Here is a 21,962-nt window from a genome sequence, read left to right on the forward strand (position 1 = left end):
TCAGGCGCGGTGGGTGGCGGCCCAGGTGGTGGTCAGGACGTGGCCGATGCGGGCGAGGGCCCGGTCGGAGGTCATCCGCCAGTGGGTGGCGGCTACAGCGTGGTTGTGAACGGTGCCGTCCACGGCCTCGGCCCAGGTTGCCGCGCCGGTCGCGCCGGTGGGGTCGTCGTGGGCGGCGGTGAAGTAGAGCAGGTTGCCCTTGTAGCGGCGAGGGCGGTAGCGGGCCAGCAGGTCCAGGGAGCGGGTGCCTTCGGCGAGCAGGCGGGTGAGGCGGTCGGCGCCGAAGGAGGCGAACGGTTCGGGGAGGTCGGCGATCAGCTCGGCCAGGCGGGCGGAGTCCCAGTCGGCCGGGTCGACGTCGGCGCCGAGCACGGCGTCGAGTTCCGCGGTGTGTTCGCCGAGCAGGCCGCCCATCAGGTCGGCGACCGGCACCGTGGAGACGGCGACGGGTTCGACGATGCGGGGGCTGTCCATCATGGCCAGGGTGGCGACGTGCTGGCCCTCGTCCTGGAGCTGGATGGCGATGGCGTGCGCGAGCACGCCGCCGAGCGACCAGCCGAGCAGGTGGTAGGGGCCTTCGGGCTGGACGGCGCGGATCTCGCGCACGTAGCGGCGGGCCCAGTCGTCGATCGAATCCGGCAGTGGCTCGGCCGAATTCAGCACGGGTGACTGCAGGCCGTAGATGTCGCGGCCGGTGCCGATGTGGGCGGCCAGGCCCGCGAACGACCAGGCCACACCACCCACGGGGTGGACGCAGAACAGCGGTTCCCCGCCGCTGCCGGTGCGCAGCGGGAGGAGCACGTCGAACGCGGCGTCGTGGTCGATTCGGCCGCGATTCGCTCTGGCCTGTTCGAGGTGGTTCACCACGCCCGCGGGGGTCGGGGCGGAGAACAGCCACAGGACCGGCACCCGTTCGCCCAGTACCTCGGCGAGGTGGGTGGCCAGGCGGGTCGCCAGCAGCGAGTTGCCGCCGCGTTCGAAGAAGTTGTCGTCCATGCCGACGCGGTCGGTGCGCAGCAGTTCGGCGAACACCGCGCAGACCGTGGTCTCCAACTCCGATACGGGGGCGCGATATTCGCGCTCCCGGAGTTCCGGCCGGGGCAGGGCGGCGCGGTCGAGCTTGCCGTTGGCGTTGCGCGGCAGGGCGTCCATGGCCATCAGGGCTGCGGGGACCATATAGCTGGGCAGAGACTGCGCCAGGGCCGCACGCAGTTTCTCCGGTTCGAGCACGCGCCGACCGGTTTCCTGATCGACAGATCCCGCGGTGATCTGAGCGGGTTCCTGATCGCCGGCCTGCGCCGCGCCGTCGAGCAGGGTGTAGTAGCCGACCAGCATGGCGTCCGCGCCGCCGGAGTCGTGGGCGAGGACGGCGGCCTCGCCGACGGCCGGGTGGGCGCGCATGGCGTGTTCGATCTCGGCGAGTTCGATGCGATAGCCGCGCACCTTGACCTGGAAGTCACGGCGCTGGACGAAGACCAGCTGACCTTCGGCGGTCCAGCGGACCATGTCGCCGGTGCGGTAGAGGCGGTCGCCCGGGACACCGAACGGGTCCGCGACGAAGCGGTCGGCGGTGAGGTCGGGCCTGCCGTGGTAGCCGCGGGCCAGCTGAGCGCCGCCCAGGTAGAGCTCGCCGACGACGCCGGTCGGGACCGGGTGCAGGCGGTCGTCGAGGACGTAGACGCGGGTGCCCGCCTCGGGGGTGCCGATGGGGGCGATCGCGCCGGGATCGGCCGCGCTGGTGCGGTATCTGGTCACCGAGACGGCGGCCTCGGTGGGGCCGTAGAGGTTGTCCAGGCGGGCCTCGGTCAGGGCGGCGGTGCGGTTCACGGTCTCGGCGGGCAGGGGCTCGCCGATCACCAGCAGCCTGCGCAGGGCAGCGGGTAGCGCGCCGTCGCAGACCTCGGTGAGCATGGCCAGCTGCGAGGGCACCAGGGTCACGGTGGTGACTTCGGAGCGGTCGATCAGGTCGAGCAGGCCCTGTGGATCGCGGTGCGCGCCTTCGGGAGCGAGCACGAGGGCCGCTCCGGTGCGCGGGGCCCACCAGAGCTCCCAGACCGAGAGGTCGAAGGCGGCGGAGGTATGCAGCAGGACCGCGTCGTCGGTGGTGAGGCGGTATTCGGACTGCATCCACTCGAGCTGGTGGGTGACGGCGGCCTGCGGGACCACCACGCCCTTGGGAGTGCCGGTGGAACCGGAGGTGAACACGATGTAGGCGGCGTCCTGCGGGCGTGCCGGGCGGATCAGTTCGTAGGGTCGCACCGGGTGGGGGCTGATCTCGGCGCCGATCACGGCGGCGGTGTCCACATCCAGCACGATCTCGTGGGCCCGCACGCTCTCGGGCAGCATCGGGTTGCTCGCCGAGATCAGAACCAGGGCCGGGTCCGCGGCCGAGAGCACCGCGGAGGTGCGGTCGAGTGGATGGGCCGGGTCCAGCGGGACGTAGGCCGCGCCCGCCGTGAGCACCGCGTACATGGCGGTCAGCAGTTCGACGCTGCGCGGAATCGCCAGGGCAACAGTTGTTTCCGGGCCGACGCCGCGCGCGATGAGCACCCGGGCGAGGCGGTTGACCCCGGCGGCGAACTGGGCGTAGGTCAGGGTCCGCTCTCCATCGAGAACCGCGACGGCATCGGGGGTGCGGGCGGCCTGGGAGTGGAATCCGGCGGCCAGGGTGCCGGTCGCGCAGTATCGGTCGGGCTGGTTCCAGCCGTGCGCGATGCGTTCGGTTTCGGCGGCGTCGAGCAGCGGCAGATCGCCGACCGGGGTCTCCGGGGCGGCGAGGACCGCGGTCAGCAGGCGGCGCAGGCGGCCGGCGATATTGGCGACGGTCGATTCGTCGAACAGGGCGGTCGCGTAGGTGAGGGCGGCGTCCATGCCCGACGGGGTGCCGTCGGGGGCGTGGCGGTCGGTCACCACGAGGTGCAGATCGAACTGGGAGACCTCGGTGTCGAAATCGACCGCGGTGGCGGTGATCCCGTCGAGGTCGACGTCGGCTTCGGCCTGGTTGTGGAAGGAGTAGCCGACCTGGAACAGCGGGTGCCTGGCGGTGGAGCGCTCCGGGTTGACGACCTCGACGAGGCGTTCGAACGGGATGTCGGCGTGGGCGAACGCGGCCAGGTCGGCCTCGCGCACCTGTCCGAGCAGGTCGGTGAAGCTCGCCGCGGGTGCGACGCGGGCGCGCAGCACCAGGGTGTTGACGAACATGCCGACCACGTCGTCGAGTTCGGCCGCACCGCGACCGGCGACCGGGGTGCCGACGGCGATGTCGTCGGTGCCGGAGAGCCTGGCCAGCAGCACCGCGAAGGCGGCGTGCACGACCATGAACGGCGTCGCGCCGTGGGCGCGGGCCAGGTCGGCGAGTGCGGCGTGCGTGGCGGCGTCGATGGTGAAGTCGACGTGCCTGCCCCGGGTGGAGGCCACCGCGGGGCGCGGGCGGTCGGTGGGCAGCGGCAGCTGTGCGGGCAGGTCGGCGAGGGTGTCGAGCCAGAACCGCAGCTGGCGGGAGATCAGCGAGTCCGGGTCGTCCTCGGCGCCGAGCAGGGCGCGCTGCCAGAGGCTGAAATCCGCGTACTGCACCGGCAGCGGGGTCCATGCCGGGGCCTGGCCGCGGCGGCGGGCGGCGTAGGCCACCATCACGTCGCGGGCCAGCGGCGCCAGGGAGGAACCGTCGGCGGCGATGTGGTGCATGACCACGACCAGGACGTGTTCGCCTGCCGCGAGGTCGGCCGGGTCGACACGCGCGGAGTCGGTGCCGGTGTAGGGGCGGAACAGCCGGGCGCGCAGCGGCGGGGCGTCGGTGACGTCGAAGCCGGCGCCGACGAAATCGAGGACGGCCGTGGGCAGGTCGTCCACGGCGACCGCGATCGGCACGAGCACCGGGATGCCCGCTCGGTCGGCGGGCAGGACCACCTGCACCGGGCTGCCGTCGCGTTCGGGGTAGACGGTGCGCAGGACTTCGTGCCTGGCGACCACGTCGGCGACGGCGGCGTTGAGCGCGGCCACGTCCAGTTCGCCGGTGAGGCGGACCGCCAACGGGATGTTGTAGGCGGTGGACTGGTGGTCGAGGCGGTTGAGGAACCACATGCGCTGCTGGGCGAGCGAGAGCGGGACGGTCTCGCCTGCCGAACGGTCGCGGGCGACCAGCCGGGGACCGGCGGTCTCCCCCGCGTCGGCGAGGGCCGCGGCCAGGGCGGCGACGGTGCTGTGCTCGAAGACCGTCCGAACGCCGACGGTGACCGACAGGGCCGTGCCGAGGCGGGCGGCGACCTGAGTCGCGGTGAGCGAGTTGCCGCCGCGGGCGAAGAAGTCGTCGTCGAGACCGACTTCCCCGGCGGGCAGGCCGAGCACCTCGGCGAAGACCCCTGCCACCGCGATCTGTGCCGAGGTCTCCGGTGCGCGGAAGGCCGCGGCCTGGAAGACCGGTGCGGGCAGGGCGTCGCGGTCGAGCTTGCCGACCGGGGTGAGCGGCATACGGTCGAGGACCACGATGGCGGCGGGCACCATGTACGCGGTCAGCGAGCGGGCGGCGTGCGCGGTCAGTTCGGCGGGGTCGACGTGGTGTCCGGGTTCGGCGACCACATAGGAGACCAGGGAGATGGTGCCGTCGGAGCCGGTGTGGCCGAGGGTGACGACCTCGCGGACGCTCGGGTGTGTGGAGAGCGCGGCGTCGATCTCGCCGAGTTCGATGCGCAGGCCGCGGACCTTCACCTGATGATCGGTGCGGCCGAGGTACTGCAACGCGCCCTCGGCCGTCCAGCGCGCGAGATCACCGGTGCGGTAGAGCCTTTCGCCCGGCGCACCGTAGGGGTCGGCGACGAAGCGCTCGGCGGTGAGGCCGGGGCGGGCATGGTATCCGCGCGCCAGGCCCGCACCACGCAGGTACAGCTCACCGGCGACGCCGGCGGGCACCGGACGCAGACCGGAGTCGAGGACGACCGCCGACATATTGGCCAGCGGCACACCGAGTTCCACCGGACGGCCCGGTAGCAGTTCGGGGCTGACGGTGGCGACGATGGTGGTCTCCGTCGGGCCGTAGCCGTTGTGCACGGCGCGGCCGGGCGCCCAGGTGTCCACCGCGTCCTGGCCGAAGCCCTCGCCGCCGATGATCAGGTGACTGAAGGCGGGCAGACGGACCGGATCGAGGGTGCGCAGCACCGACGGGGTGATGAAGGCGTGGCTGACCTCGTGGGCGGCCATGAACTCGGTGAGTTCGTCGCCGCCGAACACCTCGGGTGGGGTGAGGAACAGCGTGCCGCCTTCGACCAGTGCCAGCAGCAGTTCGAGCATGGCGGCGTCGAAGCTCGGGGAGGCGACGCCGAGCACCCGGGCGTTCGCGGTGACGGCGTAGCGATCGCGCTGGGTGCGCGCGACGCCCGCGATGCCGGCGTGGGTGACCAGCGCGCCCTTGGGCAGGCCGGTCGAGCCGGAGGTGTAGATCATCCAGGCCGGGTTGGCGATGCGCGCCGGGCGCACCAGTTCGTCGGCGGCGATCGGGGCGGGACTGGTGTGGCGCAGACGGGTGGCCGTCGCGGGAGCGTCCAGCACGACCCACTCGGTGTCGCCGGGCAGGGCGGCGCGGGCGGATTCGACGGTGAGGCCGAGGACCGCGCCGGAGTCGGTGAGCATGTGGGCGATGCGCTCGGCCGGGTAGGTGGGGTCGACCGGGACGAAGGCCGCGCCGGTCTTGGCGACCGCCCACAGCGCGAGCTGGAAGCGGGCCGAGCGCGGGATCGCGAGCGCGACGATGTCCTCGGCGCCGATGCCGTGGCCGATCAGCATTCTGGCCAGCCGCGCGGACTGGTCGTCCAGTTCGCGGTAGGTCAGGCGGGTGTCGCCGTCGACGACCGCGAGGCCGTCGGGGTTGGCGGCGACCGCGCCCGCCAGCATGTCGGGCAGCGTGCACGGCGGGGTGGCCGGGCCGTGGCGGTCGAGCAGGGCGGCGCGTTCGCCGGGGGCCAGCAGGTCGGCCGTGCCGATCGGCTGGTCCGGGTGGCCGGTGAGCGCGCCGAGCAGGCGGCCGAAGCGGCGCAGCAGGCCCGCGGCGGTGGACTCGTCGAACAGGTCGGTGGCGTACTCGAGTTCGACGGCCAGGTACCCCTCGGCATCGGGGGCGTCGGCCACGGTGAACTGCAGGTCGAAGCGGGCGACGGTCTCGTCGAAGGCCACCGGGGCGAGTTCGAGGCCGGGCACGGCGACGACGCCGGAATCAAGGTTCTGGTAGTTCAGCACCACCGTGAACAGCGGGTGGCGGGACGCGTTCGCGATGACGCCCAAGCCCTCCACGACGCGCTCGAACGGGACCGTGGCGTGCGAGAAGGCCTGCAAGTCGGCGGTTCTGGTGGCCTCGATCAGGGTGTCGAAGCTCTGCCGCGGCGCGAGGTGGGTGCGCAGGGCCAGGGTGTTGACGAACATGCCGACCAGATCGTCGAGGGCGGCCTCACCGCGACCGGCCACCGGGGTGCCGACAGCGATGTCGTCGGAGCCGGACAGCCGGGCCAGCAGCACCGCGAGCGCGGCGTGCACGACCATGAACGGTGTCGCGTCGTGGCGGCGGGCCAGTTCGGCGATCCTGGTGTCGAGGTCGCCGCCGAGCCTGCCGCGCACGGTCGCGCCGCGCTTGGACGCGACCGCCGGGCGGGGGCGGTCGGTCGGCAGGGCCAGTTCTTCGGGCAGGCCGCGCAAGGTCTCGCGCCAGTAGGCGAGTTCGCTGTCGGCGACGGCGTCCACCGCCGCGGACTGCCACAGCGCGTAGTCGGCGTACTGGGCGCGCAGCTGCGGCCAGGCCGGTTCGGTCTCCATGATGCCCGCGAAATAGGCGGCCACGAGGTCGCGCAGCAGCGGACGCATCGAGAACCCGTCGGCGGCCAGATGGTGCAGGACGGCGACCAGCACGTGGCTGGTCGCGGTCTCGCGCAGCAGCACCGCGCGCACCGGGACCTCGGTGGTGACATCGAAACCGGCGCGCAGGAATTCGGCGATACGGGCGTCGAGCCGGCCCACCTCGGCGTCCTCGACGGCCAGTCGCACGGAATGCTCGTCGGCGGGCAGGATCACCTGGTGACCTGCGCCGTCGGCGCCCTCCGGATAGTAGGTGCGCAGGGTTTCGTGGCGGGCGACGACGACGGCGAAGGCCTCGATGAGCCTGGCCTCGTCGATCTCGCCGGTGAGGCGCAGGGCGACCGGGATGTTGTGCGCCGGGGAGTCCGGGTCGAGGCGGTTGAGCAACCACATGCCGCGCTGGACCGGGGCGAGCGGCAGCACCTCCGGGCGCGCGCCCGCGACCAGCGGGACCACGACCGCGCCGGTGTCGCCGTCGGCGGTGAGCGCGGCGGCCAGGCCGGCCACGGTGGGTTCCTCGAACAGCAGGCGCACGGGCACCCGCTTGCCGAGGCGCTCGCCGATGCGAGCCAGGACGCGGGTGGCGCTGAGCGAGTTGCCGCCGAGATCGAAGAAGCTGTCGTCGACTCCGACGCGGTCCACGCCGAGCACCTCGGCGAACGCTTGGGCGACGAGACGTTCGGCGGGCGTCACCGGAGCGTGGTAGTCGCCGGAGTCGAAGACCGGTTCGGGCAGGGCGGAGCGATCCAGCTTGCCGGAGGTGTTGAGCGGGAACTCCTCGACCGTCAGCACGGCGGACGGGATCATGTACGCGGGCAGGGCGGCGTGGGCGGCCGCGCGGGCACGCTCGACCAGTCGCGCGGCGTCGATCGCGGCCGTGCCCGCCGTCGCGGCGACCTCGTCGGCAGCCTCGCCCCGGGCGGCGGTGTTCCCGCCGGGCAGCAGGTAGCCGACCAGATGGTCGCCGATCACCCGGGCGGCGGCCTGGGCGACGCCGGGCACGGCGGCCAGCACCGCTTCGATCTCGCCGAGTTCGATGCGCTGGCCGCGGAACTTCACCTGGAAGTCGGTGCGGCCCAGGTAGACCAGTTCGGCGGCGTCGCCGTGGGTCTCCCAGCGCACCAGGTCGCCGGTGCGGTACATGCGCTCGCCGGACGGTCCGAACGGGTTGGCGACGAAACGGTCGGCGGTCAGCGCGGCGCGGCCGTGGTAGCCGCGGGCCAGCTGGACGCCGGCGAGATACAGCTCGCCCGCCACGCCGGGCAGGGTGGGGCGCAAGCGCGAATCGAGCACGTAGACGCGGCTGTTCCACTCCGGGCTGCCGATCGGCATGACGACGCGCTCGGTCTCGCCGGTGACCTCGCGGTAGGTGATGCTCACCGCCGCCTCGGTCGGCCCGTAGAGGTTGTGCAGGGCGGCGGAGCTGACCGCGCCGAACGTCCGCACCGTCTCGGCGGGCAGCGCCTCGCCGATCACGAACACCATCCGCAACTGCTCGAGCGCGGCGGTGTCACCGGATTCGGCGACGTGACCGGCGAAGACGCCGAGCATGGTCGGCACGAAGTCGGTGACGGTCACGCCGTAGGCGCCCATCACCTCGGCGAGGTACGCCGGATCGCGGTGGCCGTCGGGGGTGGCCAGCACGACGGTCGCGCCGACGCGCAGCGGCAGGAAGTAGCCCCACAGCGAGACGTCGAAGGTGGTGGCCGTCTTCTGCAGGTACACATCGTCGGCGTCGAGCCGGTACCGCGACTGCATCCAGGTGATCTGGTTGACGATCGCGGCGTGGGAGACGCTGACGCCCTTGGGTTTGCCGGTGGAGCCGGAGGTGAAGATCACGTAGGCCGGGTGCTCCGGCATCAGCGGGGCAGGGCGTTCGTCGGCGGCGATCGGCTCGTCGGAATACCGCTCGAGGTCGATGGTGTCGACGGCGACGATCGGACCCGCGTAGTCGAGGGCGACCCCGCCGCAGGCGGTGGTCAGGAGGGCGGCCGGATCGGCGGTCTCCATGATGTGCGCGATGCGCAGCGGCGGGTGGTCGGGGTCGATCGGCACGTAGGCGCCACCGGCCTTGAGCACCGCGTACATGGCGACCACGAGTTCCGCCGAACGCCGGATGCCGAGGGCCACCAGGCTTTCCGGCCCGACGCCGAGGGCGAGGAGGTGGCGGGCCAGCTGGTTGCCGCGCCGGTCGAGCTCGCCGTAGGTGAGCACGGTCGCGGCCGAGCCGCCGTCGGGGACATAGACCAGAGCCGGGTCGTCCGGGGTGGCAGCGGCCTGGGCCTCGAACTCGTCGAGCAGCAGTTCGGCCAGCGGGGCGGTGTGCGCGGAGTCGTTCCACTCGGTGACCACGCGGTGCAACTCCCCCGCGCCGAACAGGTCGATGTCGCCGATCGGCACGTCGCGCTCGGTCGCCACGGCGGCGAGCAGCCGCAGGTAGCGCTCGGCCATGGTGCGCACGGTCGGCTCGTCGAACAGGTCGGTGGCGTAGGTGAAGCGCAGCGACCGTTCGGCGACGGTCAGTTGCAGGTCGAAGCGGGAGACCTCGTGGTCGATCCGGTACTCGCCGACGGTGACGCCGGGCAGCTCCACCGAGATGGGCTCCAGGTTCTGGAAGAACAGGGCCACCTGGAACAGCGGGTGCCTGGCCTCCGAACGCGGCGGGTCGAGCACCTCGACCAGTCGCTCGAAGGGCACCTCGGCGTGGGCGAAGGCGTCGAGGTCGCCCTCGCGCACCCGGCGCAGCACGGTGTCGAAGGTGTCGGCGCCGGTGATCTCGGTGCGCAGCACCAGCGTGTTGACGAACATGCCGACCAGATCGTCGAGCCCGCGGTGACCGCGACCGGCGACGGGCGCGCCGATGGCGATGTCGGCGGTGCCGGACAACCGGGCCAGCAGCACGGCCAGCGCGGCGTGCACGACCATGAACGGGGTCGCCTCGTAGCGGGCCGCGACAGCGGCGATGGCGGTGTCGAGCTGCTCGGGCAGCGGAACCACCACGCTCGCGGCGCGCTGGGAGGCCGTTGCCGGGCGCGGGCGGTCGGTGGGCAGGTCGAGCTGGGCGGGCAGGCCGCGCAGCCGTTCGCGCCAGAAGCCGAGCTGGGCGGCGGCCAGGGACTCGGGGTCGGATTCGCCGCCGAGCAGATCACGTTGCCACAGCGCGTAGTCGACGTACTGGACGGTGAGTTCGGGCCAGGCCGGGGCGGTGCCGGTGACCCGCGCGGTGTAGGCGGCGGCGAGGTCGCGGGCCAGCGGGCCCATCGAGTAGCCGTCGGCGGCGATGTGGTGCACCACGAGGGCGAGCAGGTGCTCACGCTCGGACAGCCGCGCCAGGCCGATGCGCAGCGGGACGTCGGCGGTCACGTCGAAGGGCGTGGTCACGAAGGCGGTCAGCGCGGCGGCCGGGTCGGAGCCGTCGAGTTCGGCGATCTCCGGAGTGTGGCCGGGAGCCAGGATCAGCTGGTGGCCGACGCCGTCGCGGTCCGGGTAGACGGTGCGCAGGGTCTCGTGCCGGTCGACGATGTCGGCGACGGCCGCGGTGAGGGCCTCGCGGTCGAGGCTGCCGGTGAAGCGGATCGCGACCGGGATGTTGTTTGCCGTCTCCTGCGGGTCGAAGCGGTTGAGGAACCACATGCGCTGCTGGGCCGGCGAGAGCGGCAGGGTGTCCGGACGCGGGCCCACCAGTAGCGCGGGGCGGGGCGGGGCGTCGGTGAATTCGGCGACGCGCGCGGCGAGTCCGGTGACGGTGGGTGCGTCGAAGAGCAGGCGGACGGGCAGGTCGGCGGACAGTTCCGCGCCGAGGCGGGCGACCGCCCTGGTAGCGCTGAGGGAGTTGCCGCCGAGGGCGAAGAAATCGTCGTCCGCGCCGAGTTCGCCCAGGCCGAGCACCTCGGCGAAGACAGCGGCGACGATGCGCTCGGCCTCGGTCTCGGGGGCGCGGTGGGACGCGGCCTCGAACACCGGTTCCGGCAGAGCCTTCCGGTCGAGCTTGCCGGAGGAGTTCAGCGGGAACTCCGTGAGCGTCACGAACGCGGCGGGCACCATGTAGGCGGGCAAGCGCTCGGCCAGCGCGGCACGCACCGAGTCGATGTCGAGCGCGGCGGTGACCACATAGGCGACCAGCATGTCCTCGCCTGCGGCGGATCGGCGCACGACGACGGCGGCGCGATCGATGCCGGGGAGGGCGGTGAGCGCGGATTCGATTTCGCCGAGTTCGATGCGCAGGCCGCGCAGTTTCACCTGGAAGTCGGTGCGGCCCAGATAGTCGAGTTCGCCTTCGGGGGTCCAGCGGACCAGATCGCCGGTGCGGTACATGCGGGTACCCGCGGGGGCGGAGCTGTCGGCGGTGAAGGGATCGGCGACGAAGCGGTCGGCGGTCAGGTCGGGGCGCGCGACATAGCCCAGGGCCAGCTGGTCGCCTGCCAGGTAGAGCTCGCCGGGGACGCCGACGGGCACGGGGCGCAGGCGGGCGTCGAGGACCAGCAGGCGGGTGTTGAAGACCGGGCGGCCGATCGGGACGGTGTCGACATCGGCGTCGGTGACCTCGTGGAAGGTGACGTCGACGGCGGCTTCGGTGGGGCCGTAGAGGTTGTGCACACGGGTCCCCAGGATCGACCGGGCGCGCTGGGCGGTGGGAGCGGGCAGCGCTTCGCCGGAGGCGAACACCCGGCGCAGGCCACGGCAGTCGCGCGCCTTCGGCTCGGCGAGGAAGACCGCGAGCAGAGACGGCACGAAGTGCACGGTGGTGACGGACTCGGCGGCGATCAGCGCGGCCAGGTAGGCGGGGTCGCGGTGGCCGTCGTGACGGGCCAGGACCAGGCGGGCGCCGACCTGCAACGGCCAGAAGAACTCCCACACCGACACGTCGAAGGTGGCGGGCGTCTTCTGCAGGACCGTGTCGTCCGGGCGCAGGCCGTAGCGGTCCTGCATCCACACCAGGCGGTTGACGATCGCCGCGTGCGAGACCGCCACGCCCTTCGGCCTGCCGGTCGAGCCGGAGGTGAAGATGACGTAGGCCGGATGCCGCGGGTGCAGCGGTGCCGTGCGGTCCGCGTCGGTGAGCGGGCTGTCGCCGAAACCGCTCAGGTCCAGGCGGTCGAGACGCACCTGGGGCACGGCGTCGACGGGCAGGTCCGCACCCGCGGTCAGGACGCAGATCGGCTGCGCGGTGCGGAGCACGTACTCGGTGCGCTCGGCCGGGTGCTCCGGATCGAGCGGCACGTACGCGCCGCCGGTCAGCGTGACCGCGTACATGGCGGTCACCAGGTCGGCCGAACGGCGCATGCCCAGCGCGACATACGCGCCCGGACCCACACCCCGAGCGACCAGCCAACGCGCGAGTCGCCGTGCCCGCCGCGCGAGTTCGCCATAGGTCAGCTCGGCATGAGCGGACCCGGCACGCGCGGAGTCGCCGTGCTTCTGAGCGGAGTGCGCGAGCTCGTCGCGGGTGAGGTCGCCGTCGCCGAGGACGACGTCCTCGAAGGTGAGGGCGATGGCAGACGGGGTTCGGGTGACCTGACGTTCGAACAGCGAGGCGAGGGTATCGCTGGGGGCGGCGACCGGGTGGGCGGTGTCGTTCCAATGCGACAGGACCAGGGTGCGTTCGGCGGGGTCGAGCAGTTCGATGTCGCCGACGGGGCGGGACGGGTCGGCGACGGCGGATTCGAGCAGCCGGATCAGCCGGTCGCCGAAGGAGATCACGGTCGCCTGGTCGAACAGGTCGGTGGCGTAGCGCAGGACGGCGCGGACGGCGGTGGCGGCACCCTCCTCGGCGCCGTGTTCGGCGAGCTCGAGGGCGAGGTCGAACTGGGCGATGCCGTTGTCCAGCGGGTACGGCGCGACCTCGAGACCGGGCAGGCGCAGCACGGTGTCGTCGCGGTGCTCGTAGGTGAGCAGGGCCTGGACGACCGGCGAATGCGCCTGGGAACGGACCGGATTCAGCTCATCGACGACGCGCTCGAAGGGCAGGTCGGCATGGGCGAAGGCGCGCACGTCGATCTCCCGGACCCGGGCCAGCAGGTCGGCGAAGGACCGGTCGGCGGGGACCGGAGTGCGCAGGACGACCGTGTTGACGAACATGCCGACGAGGTCGTCGAGGGCCTGTTCGGAGCGGCCCGCGACGGGGGTGCCCACGGCGATGTCGTCGGTGCCCGCCAGGCGGGCGAGCAGGGCGGCGTAGGCGGCGTGCACGACCATGAACGACGAGACGTGGTGCGTGCGGGCCAGGTCGGCGACGGCGGCGGTGAGTTCGGCGGAGAAGGCGAACTCGACCGTCGCGCCGCGTCCGGAGGCCACCGGCGGGCGGGGACGGTCGGCGGGCAACTCCAGCACCGGGGCGAGACCGGCGAGTTCGGCGCGCCAGTACGCGCTCTGGCGCGCGAGCAGCGACTCCGGATCGGCGGGGTCGCCGAGCGTGGCGTGCTGCCAGAGCGCGAAGTCGGCGTACTGCACCGGCAGCGGCTGCCACTGCGGGGAGGCGCCCGCCGCACGGGCGGCGTAGGCGGTCATCAGGTCGCGAGCCATCGGGGCGATGGAGACACCGTCGGCGGCGATGTGGTGCACGACCACGACGAGCACGTGCTCGCCGGGAGCCGGGCTCAGCAGGCGCGCCCGCACCGGCAGCGTGGTGCGCAGATCGAAACCGGCGGAGAGGAATTCCAGGACCATCGCCTGCGGGTCGGCGGCGGCGACCGGGCTGAGGTCCAGGTGCGGTGCCCGCTCCTGGATCACCTGGTGCGGGCCTTCGGCGTCGGCGGGGAACAGCGTCCGCAGCGATTCGTGCCTGGCGACCACGTCGGCGAGCGCGGATTGCAGCGCGGCGATGTCCAGATCGCCGGTCAGCCGGAGGGTGAGCGGGATGTTGTAGACCGGCGAATCGGGGTCGAGGCGGTTGAGCAGCCAGATCCGGGTCTGGGCGTGCGAGAGCGGGATACGCGCCGGGCGCGCGGCGGCGACCAGCGCGGGACGCGGCGCGGCCGAGGCGGTGCCCGCGATCCGGGCGGCGAGCGCGGCCACGGTGGGGGCCTGGAAGATCTCGCGGACGGTGAGCGCGGTATCCAGCGCGGCGTTGGCGCGGGCGACCAGTCGCATGGCCAGCAGCGAGTTGCCACCCAGGGCGAAGAAGTCGTCGTCGGCGCCGACATCAACACTGCCACTGCCGCCCGCACCGTTGCCCGCACTGCCCGCGTTACCCAGGAGGTCGGCGATCAAGCCGGCGAGCACCGCTTCGACGCCGGGGCGCGGCTTCCGGTAGGTCGTGGTGGCGGTGGTGAACTCGGCAGGCGGCAGCGCCTTGCGGTCGAGCTTGCCGACGGTGGTCAGCGGCATCTCGTCCAGCACGACCAGGTGCGCGGGCACCATGTACCCGGGCAGGTGCGCGCGCACCGCGTCGAGCACGGCCTCGGCGGTGAGATCCGCGCCGCTGACGTAGCCGACGAGCGCGTCGCGGCCCGCCGCGTCGGTGGCGACCAGCACAGCGGCGTTTCTCACGCCGGGGACGGCGGCCAGCGCGGCCTCGATCTCGCCGAGTTCGATGCGCTGGCCGCGCAGCTTGATCTGGAAATCGTTGCGGCCCAGATAGACCAGATCGCCCTCGGCGTTCCAGCGGACCAGGTCACCGGTGCGGTACATGAGCCGTCCCGGCACGCCGAACGGGTCGGCGACGAAGCGTTCGGCGGTGAGCGCCGCGCGGCCCTGGTAGCCGCGCGCCAGCTGGTCACCGGCCAGATACAGCTCGCCTGCCACGCCGGTCGGCACCGGCCGCAGCCTGGCGTCGAGGACATAGACGCGGGTGTTCCAGCACGGCCGTCCGATCGCCAGTTCGCGTGCCTCGGCGCCGGTCTCGGGCAGGTCGGCATCGGTGAATTCGTGGTAGACCGCCGAGATTGCGGCCTCGGTGGGGCCGTAGGCGTTGTGCACCGCGCCGTCGAACACGCCACGGATGGCGGCGAGCAGGTCGGGGGTGAGCGCCTCGCCGCCGCAGTGCAGGTGCCGGAAGGAGGCCAGGGCGTCGCCCATGCCCTCGCCGATGAGCGCGGCCAGCACCGAGGGCACGTATTCGGCGATGGTGATGCGGTGTTCGCGCAGCAGGCCGGCGAAGTAGGCGAGGTCGAGGTGCCCGCCGGGCTTGGCGATCACCAGCGGGGCGCCGACCGCGATCGGCAGGAAGCATTCCCAGACCGAGACGTCGAAGGTCAGCGGGGCGCGCTGCAGGATGCGGTCGGAGCCGGTCACCTGGTAGCGGTATTCGAGCCAGCGCAGCTGGTTCATGATGGCGCGGTGGGTCACCGCGACGCCCTTGGGTCGGCCGGTGGAGCCGGAGGTGAACAGGATGTAGGCGGTGTTGTCCTGGCGCAGCGCGGCGGTGCGGTCGTCGTCGACGACCGGGCGGACCGGGTAGCCGGACAGGTCGAGGTCCGCGAGGGTGACCGCGCGCACGCCGGGCAGCGGCGGCAGTTCCGCGCCGCCGACCACGAGCACCAGGGCGGGCCGGGCTTCCTCGACGATCCGATCCAGGCGGTCGGCCGGATGCGCGGGGTCCAGCGGCAGGTAGGCGCCGCCCGCGCGCACGATCGCGAACATGGCGACGAGCATGTCGATCGAGCGCAGGGCGGCCAGGCCCACCACGGTCTCCGGGCCGACGCCGGCCTCGATCAAGTGGTGCGCCAACCGGTTCACCCGTTCGGCCAGCTCGGCGTAGGTGCACGACGAGCCTTCGAAAATGACGGCGCGACCGTGCGGGTCGGCGTCGGCGCGGACGGTCAGCAGGTCGTCGAGGGTTTCCTCGGGCAGGCGACGCCCGGTCGCGTTGCGCTCCGAGAGCAGCAGGCCGCGTTCGGCCACCGACATGAGTTCGACATCGCCGACCGCGGTGCGGGTGTCGCGGACCATCGCCCGCAGCACCCGCTCGAAGCCGGTGAGGAAACCGGTGACGGTGCGCTCGTCGAACAGGTCGAGCGCGTAGTGCAGGTAGATGTCGATGCCCGCGGGGGCGCCGTCGGCGGCGTGGTGGTCGGTCAGCGTCCAGTCCATGTCCAGCTGGATGGGCGCGGGCCCGACGTCGAGGGCGCCGATTTCGAGTTCGTTCAGCCTGACCTGGGGCCGTGCCTGGTTCTGCAGCGTCAGGGCGACCTGATAGAGCGGCGAATGCGCCTGCGAGCGCACCGGATTGACCACTTCGACCAGCTGCTCGAAGGGCACGAGCGCGTGATCGAAGGCCGCCACATCGGTGCGGCGCACCGACTCGACCAGTTCGGCCAGGGTGGCGTCGGGACGGATACGTGTGCGCAGGACCAGGGTGTTGACGAACATGCCGACCAGCTCGTCGAGAGCCTGCTCGCCGCGGCCCGCGACGGGGGCGCCGATCACGATGTCGTCGGTGACCGCCAGGCGGCTGAGCAGGGCGGCCAGGGCGGCGTGCAGCACCATGAACGGGGTCGCGCGGTGTGCGGCGGCCAGATCCTGGATGCCGCGGTGCAGGTCGGCGTCGAGCCGGCCGGTGATCGCGCCGCCGCGGGTGCTCGCCACAGCGGGGCGGGGGCGATCAGCAGGCAGGGTGATCACATCCGGCAGGCTGTCGAGTTGCGTTGTCCAGTAGCGCAGTTGACGCGACAGCACCGAGCCCGGCTCGTTCGCGTCGCCGAGGGCGCGGCGCTGCCAGCAGGCGAAGTCGGCGTACTGCACCGGCAGCGGGGACCAGCTCGGCGAGTCCCCGGCGCAGCGGGCGACGTAGGCGGCGGCCAGGTCGCGGGTCAGCGGGGCGAAGGACCAGCCGTCGGCGGCGATGTGGTGGACGACGAACAACAGCACGTGTTCGGGTCCGTCGGCGTCGGTCACCCGCAGCAGGCGCACGCGGACCGGCACCTCGGCGGTGACGTCGAACGGAGTGGTCGCGGCGTCGGCGACCAACTCGGGCAGTTCCCGCGCGCGCACGGCGCGGGCGAGCAGGTCGAGCGAGTGCATGGCCACCGGCAGCACGACCTGGTGGGCCACGCCGTCGCGTTCGGGATAGACGGTGCGCAGCGTCTCGTGCCTGGCGACCACGTCGCCGATCGCGGCTTCCAGTGCCGCCGCGTCCAGTTCGCCGTTCAGACGCAGCGCGAAGGGGATGTTGTAGTTGCCGCCGCCGCTATCGGTGCTGTCGCTGCCGGTGCTGTCGCTGCCGGGGCTGTCGCCGCCGGGGCGGCTGAGATCGAAGCGATTGAGGAACCACATGCGCTGCTGGGCGATCGACAGCGGGACGGGCTCGGTGCGTTCGCCCGCGACCAGCGGCGGGAGCGCGGCTGCCTCGCTGCCGGATACGCCTGCGGCAGAGTCGATCACGCGCGCCAGTTCGGCGACGGTGGGCGCGTCGAAGACTGCGCGCACCGGCACCTGCCCGCCGGAGGCGGCGGTCAGCCGGGCGGCGAGCTGAGTCGCGACGAGGGAGTTGCCGCCGAGCGCGAAGAAGTCGTCGCTCGCGCCGATCTCGTGGTGGCCCAACAGTTCCGCGAAGACATCTGCCACCAGGATCTCGGTGGCGGTCGCGGGGGCACGGAACTCGACGCCGACCGGCGCCGGAGCGGGCAGGGCCTTGCGGTCGAGCTTGCCGGAGGCGTTGACCGGGAAGGCGTCGAGGGTGACCACGGCGGTCGGCACCATGTAGGCGGGCAGGCGGCGCGCGAGCGCGGAGCGCACCGTGTCCGGGGTGAGCGGCCCGGCGCCGACAGCCGTCGTGTCGTTCGCCGCGCCGGGCAGGTCCGTACCGGCGCCGGTCGCGGCGACCAGGTACGCCACCAGCTGATCGCCGGTGCCGTGGTCGTCGCGGACGAGGACAGCGGCTTGGGCTACGCCGGGCAGGTCGAGAAGCGCCGTCTCGATCTCCCCGAGTTCGATGCGCAGGCCGCGCACTTTGACCTGGAAGTCGGTGCGGCCCAAGTACTCCAGTTCACCGGCGCGGGTCCAGCGGACCAGGTCGCCGGTGCGGTACATCCGTTCGCCCGCGAGTCCGTGCGGATCGGCGACGAAGCGGTCGGCCGTGAGGTCGGTGCGGCCGAGGTAGCCGCGGGCCAGCTGGGCGCCTGCCAGGTAGAGCTCGCCGGGGACGCCGACGGGAACCGGACGCAGGCGGGCGTCGAGCACGTAGACGCGGGTGTTCCAGACCGGGCGACCCATGGCGACGGTGTGGGTGTCGGCGTCGGTGACCTCGTGGGCGGTCACCTCGACGGCGGCCTCGGTGGGGCCGTAGAGGTTGTGCACCCGCGCGCCGGTGAGTTCGCGCAGCCTGCGCGCGGTCACGGCGGGCAGTGCCTCGCCGGAGCAGAACACATGGCGCAGCGTGGTCGCCGCCTGATCGCCGGTCGGGAACGTCTCGGCCAGGAAGACCGCCAGCATCGAGGGCACGAAGTGGGCGACGGTGACGCGCTCGGCGGCGATGAGTTCGGCGAGGTAGCGCGGGTCGCGGTGGCCGTCGGGGGCGGCCAGCACCATGCGGGCGCCGACCTGCAGCGGCCAGAAGAACTCCGGCACGGACACGTCGAAGGTCACCGGGGTCTTCTGCAGCAGCACGTCTTCCGGGCCGAGGGAAACGTGGGCGGACTGCATCCAGCACAGCCGGTTCACGATGGCGGCGTGTTCGACGGCCACGCCCTTGGGGCGGCCGGTGGAGCCGGAGGTGAAGATGACGTAGGCGGTGTGCTGCGGGCGCAGCGGGGCCGAGCGGTCGGCGTCGGTGACGGGGGCCGCCGAATAGCCGCTCAGGTCGAGGAGATCGATACGGACCTGCTCGATATCGGACCGGCTGGGCTGGACCTCGGCGCCCTCGGTCCGGTCGGTGCGGGGCTGGTCGCCATCGGCGGGGTAGCCGGGAAGATCGAGGTCCGTGCCCGAGGTCAGCACCGCGATCGGGCGGGCGGTGTCGAGCACGTGGCCGATGCGCTCGGCCGGGTGGTCGGGATCGAGCGGGACGTAACCGCCGCCCGCGACGACGACGGCGTACATGCCGGTCACCAAATCGATGGAGCGGCGCATCCCTAGGGCGACAAGGGAATCCGGGCCGACGCCACACTCGATCAGCCGGCGGGCCAGCCGGTTCACGCGGGCGGCGAATTCGCCGTAGGTGAGGGTGACGCCGTCGAAGGTCAGCGCGGGGCGCTCAGGGGTGCGGGCGGCCTGACGCTGGAACAGCGAGACCAGGGTGTCGGTGGCGGCGAACGGGTGCGCGGTGTCGTTCCAGTCGCGCAGAACCCGGGCACGCTCGGTGTCGTCGAGCAGTTCCACGTCACCGACGCGGGTGCCGGGGGCGGTGGCGGCGGCGGTGAGGACACGGGTGAGTCGGGCGGCGGCAGCGGCGGCGGTGGCGTGGTCGAACAGGTCGGTGGCGTAGCGCAGACTGCCGGTCAGGCCGCCGGTGGCGGTGGATTCGTCGATGATCAGGTGCAGGTCGAATTTCGCGCCGTCGTCGGGAACGGGCACGGGCGCCACGGTGAGGCCGGGCAGGGTCAGCGCCTCGTGCGCCTGCTGCCCCGCCGCATAGCTGAGCATGACCTGGAACAGCGGGTGCGCGCCGCTGCTGCGGTCGGAGACCAGTTCCTCGACGATGCGCTCGAAGGGCAGCTCGGTATGGGCGAAGGCGGCCAGGTCGGCGTCGCGGACCTCGGCGACCAGCCGGTCCAGCGGCACGGCCGGATCGACGGCGGTGCGCAGGACCACGGTGTTGACGAACATGCCGACCAAGGCGTCGAGTTCGCTGAGGCCGCGGCCGCCGACCGGGGAGCCGATGGCGATGTCGGCGCCACCGCCGAGGCGCGACAGGGTGGCGGCGAAGGCGGCGTGCAGGACCATGAACAGGGTGGCGCCGGAGCGGGCGGCCAGGGCGCGCAGGCCCGCCGTGGTCTCGGCGTCGACAGTGATGTCGACGGCGGCTCCGCGCAGCGTGGGGCGCGCGGGCCGGGGGCGGTCGGTGGGCAGCGTCAGCTGGGCGGGCAGACCGGCCAGCGTGTCGCGCCAGAAACCGAGCTGCTGGTGGGCCAGGTCGCCCTCGCGTTCGGTGGAGCCGAGCAGTTCGTGCTGCCAGAGGCTGTAATCGGCGTAGTGGACGGGCAATTCGTCCCACGCCGGAGCCTGGCCGCGCACGCGCGCGGCGTAGGCGCGCATCAGGTCGGCGACCAGCGGCGGCATGGACAGGGCGTCGGCGGCGATGTGGTGGACGACGAACACCAGCACGTGTTCGGCGGGCGCGCCGGGTTCGGTGGGTTCGATGCCGAGCAGGGCGACGCGGGCGGGCAGTTCGGTGGTGACGTCGAAGCCGGTGCGCACCAGGGTGGCGATGGCGGCGGCCAGGCCCGCTTCGTCGACCGTCATGCGGGCGAGCGCGAAACCGAGGGAGGCGGCGGGCAGCACGGACTGGAAGGGGCCGTCCGCGTCCTGGGGGAAGACGGTGCGCAGAGTCTCGTGCCTGCCGAGCACGTCGAGCACGGCGCGGTCCAGCGCGGGAACATCCAGGTCGCCGGTGAGCCGCAGGACGGCGGGCAGGTTGTAGACACCTGCGGTACTCGCCTGCATCCCCGCGCCGTCCCCGGCACCGAGGCCGTCCTGCACCTCGACGCGGTTGAGGAACCACAGCCGCTGCTGGGCGGGGGAGAGCGGGATGCGGACGGGGCGTTCGCGGCGGGTCAGGACGGCCGACGGCCGCGCCGCCGGGCTCGCGGCGTGTTCGGCGAGCGGGCGGACGGCGGCGGCGAACGCCTCGACCGTGGGGGCCTCGAACAGGGTGCGCACCGGGACGCGGGCGCCGCCCAGTGCCGCACCGATGCGGGCGGTGACCTGGGTGGCGTCGAGCGAGCTGCCGCCGAGGGCGAAGAAATCGTCGTCGAGTCCGGCGCGTTCGGCGCCGAGCACCTCGGCGAACACCTCGGCGACCATGGTCTGCACCGGGTCGGCGGGCGGCCGGAATTCGGCGGCACGCAACATCGGCGCGGGCAGGGCGCGGCGGTCCAGCTTGCCGCTGGTGTTGAGCGGGAACTCCGATAGTACGACCAGCGCCGTCGGCACCATGTAGGACGGCAGGCGGCGGGTCAGCGCGGCACGCAGGGCATCGGTGTCGACGACGCAACCGGGCGCGGGAACGACGTAGCCGATCAGGTGCTCGCCCTGCTCGCCCGACCACAGCCGGGCCGCGGCCTGCGCGACGCCTTCCTCGGCCAGCAGCGCGGTCTCGATCTCGGCGAGCTCGATGCGCTGGCCGCGGAACTTCACCTGGAAATCCACCCGGCCCAGGTAGATCAGTTCGCCGTCGGGGCTCCAGCGCACCAGGTCGCCGGTGCGGTACATGCGTTCGCCCGTGAAGCCGAACGGGTTGGCGACGAACCGGTCGGCGGTCAGGTCGACCCGACCGTGGTACCCGCGGGCCAGCTGGTCACCGGCCAGATACAGCTCGCCGGGCACGCCGATCGGCGCGGGGTGCAGACGCGAATCCAGCACGTAGACCCGGCTGTTCCATTCCGGTTCGCCGATCGGCACCAGCGGTCCGTCGGCGACGGTGACCTCGCGGTAGGTGATCGAGACGGCGGCCTCGGTGGGGCCGTAGAGGTTGTGCAGCGCGGCGGGGCTGACCGCGTCGAAGGCGGCGACGGTCTCCGGGGGCAGCGCTTCGCCGATGACGAAGACATCGCGCAGCGAATCGAGTTCGCCTTCTTCGGCGTGGTGGGCGAACACCGCGAGCATGGAGGGGACGAAGTCGGTGAGGGTGACCCGTTCGGCGGCGATGGTCTCGGCGAGATAGCGCGGGTCGCGGTGGCCGTCGGGGGTCGCCAGGAGCAGGGTCGCGCCGGCGCGCAGCGGCAGGAAGTAGCCCCACAGCGATACGTCGAAGGTCGTCGCGGTCTTCTGCAGATAGACGTCGCCCGCGCGCACCCCGTATTCGGCGTGCATCCAGACGAGCTGGTTGGCGATGGCGTGGTGGCTGATCGACACGCCCTTGGGGCGGCCGGTGGAGCCGGAGGTGAAGATGACGTAGGCCGGGTTCTCCGGACGCAGCGGGCCGCGTTCGGCCTCGGTGATGCGGGTCTGCGCGTAACCGGACAGATCCAGCTCGTCCAGGGTCAAGGTCTGGATGTGCGCCGAGTCCGGCGCGGTGAAGCCGGCGTTCGTGG

Annotated in this window: 1 protein-coding gene (running past one end of the window); it reads right to left on the minus strand. The window is 72.7% G+C overall.

Going from position 1 to position 21,962, the window contains the following annotated elements:
- Positions 1-21,962, minus strand: the 3' portion of a protein-coding gene (locus tag NS3_RS03575; RefSeq protein WP_067853397.1) for a non-ribosomal peptide synthetase. 3,997 nt of this gene lie beyond the right edge of the window; only the last 21,962 of its 25,959 coding nucleotides appear in the window; the start codon falls outside the window, past its right edge — the gene reads right to left on this strand; the stop codon is at positions 1-3.

Source organism: Nocardia shimofusensis NBRC 100134, from assembly GCF_001613125.1.
Taxonomy (GTDB): Bacteria; Actinomycetota; Actinomycetes; order Mycobacteriales; family Mycobacteriaceae; genus Nocardia; species Nocardia shimofusensis.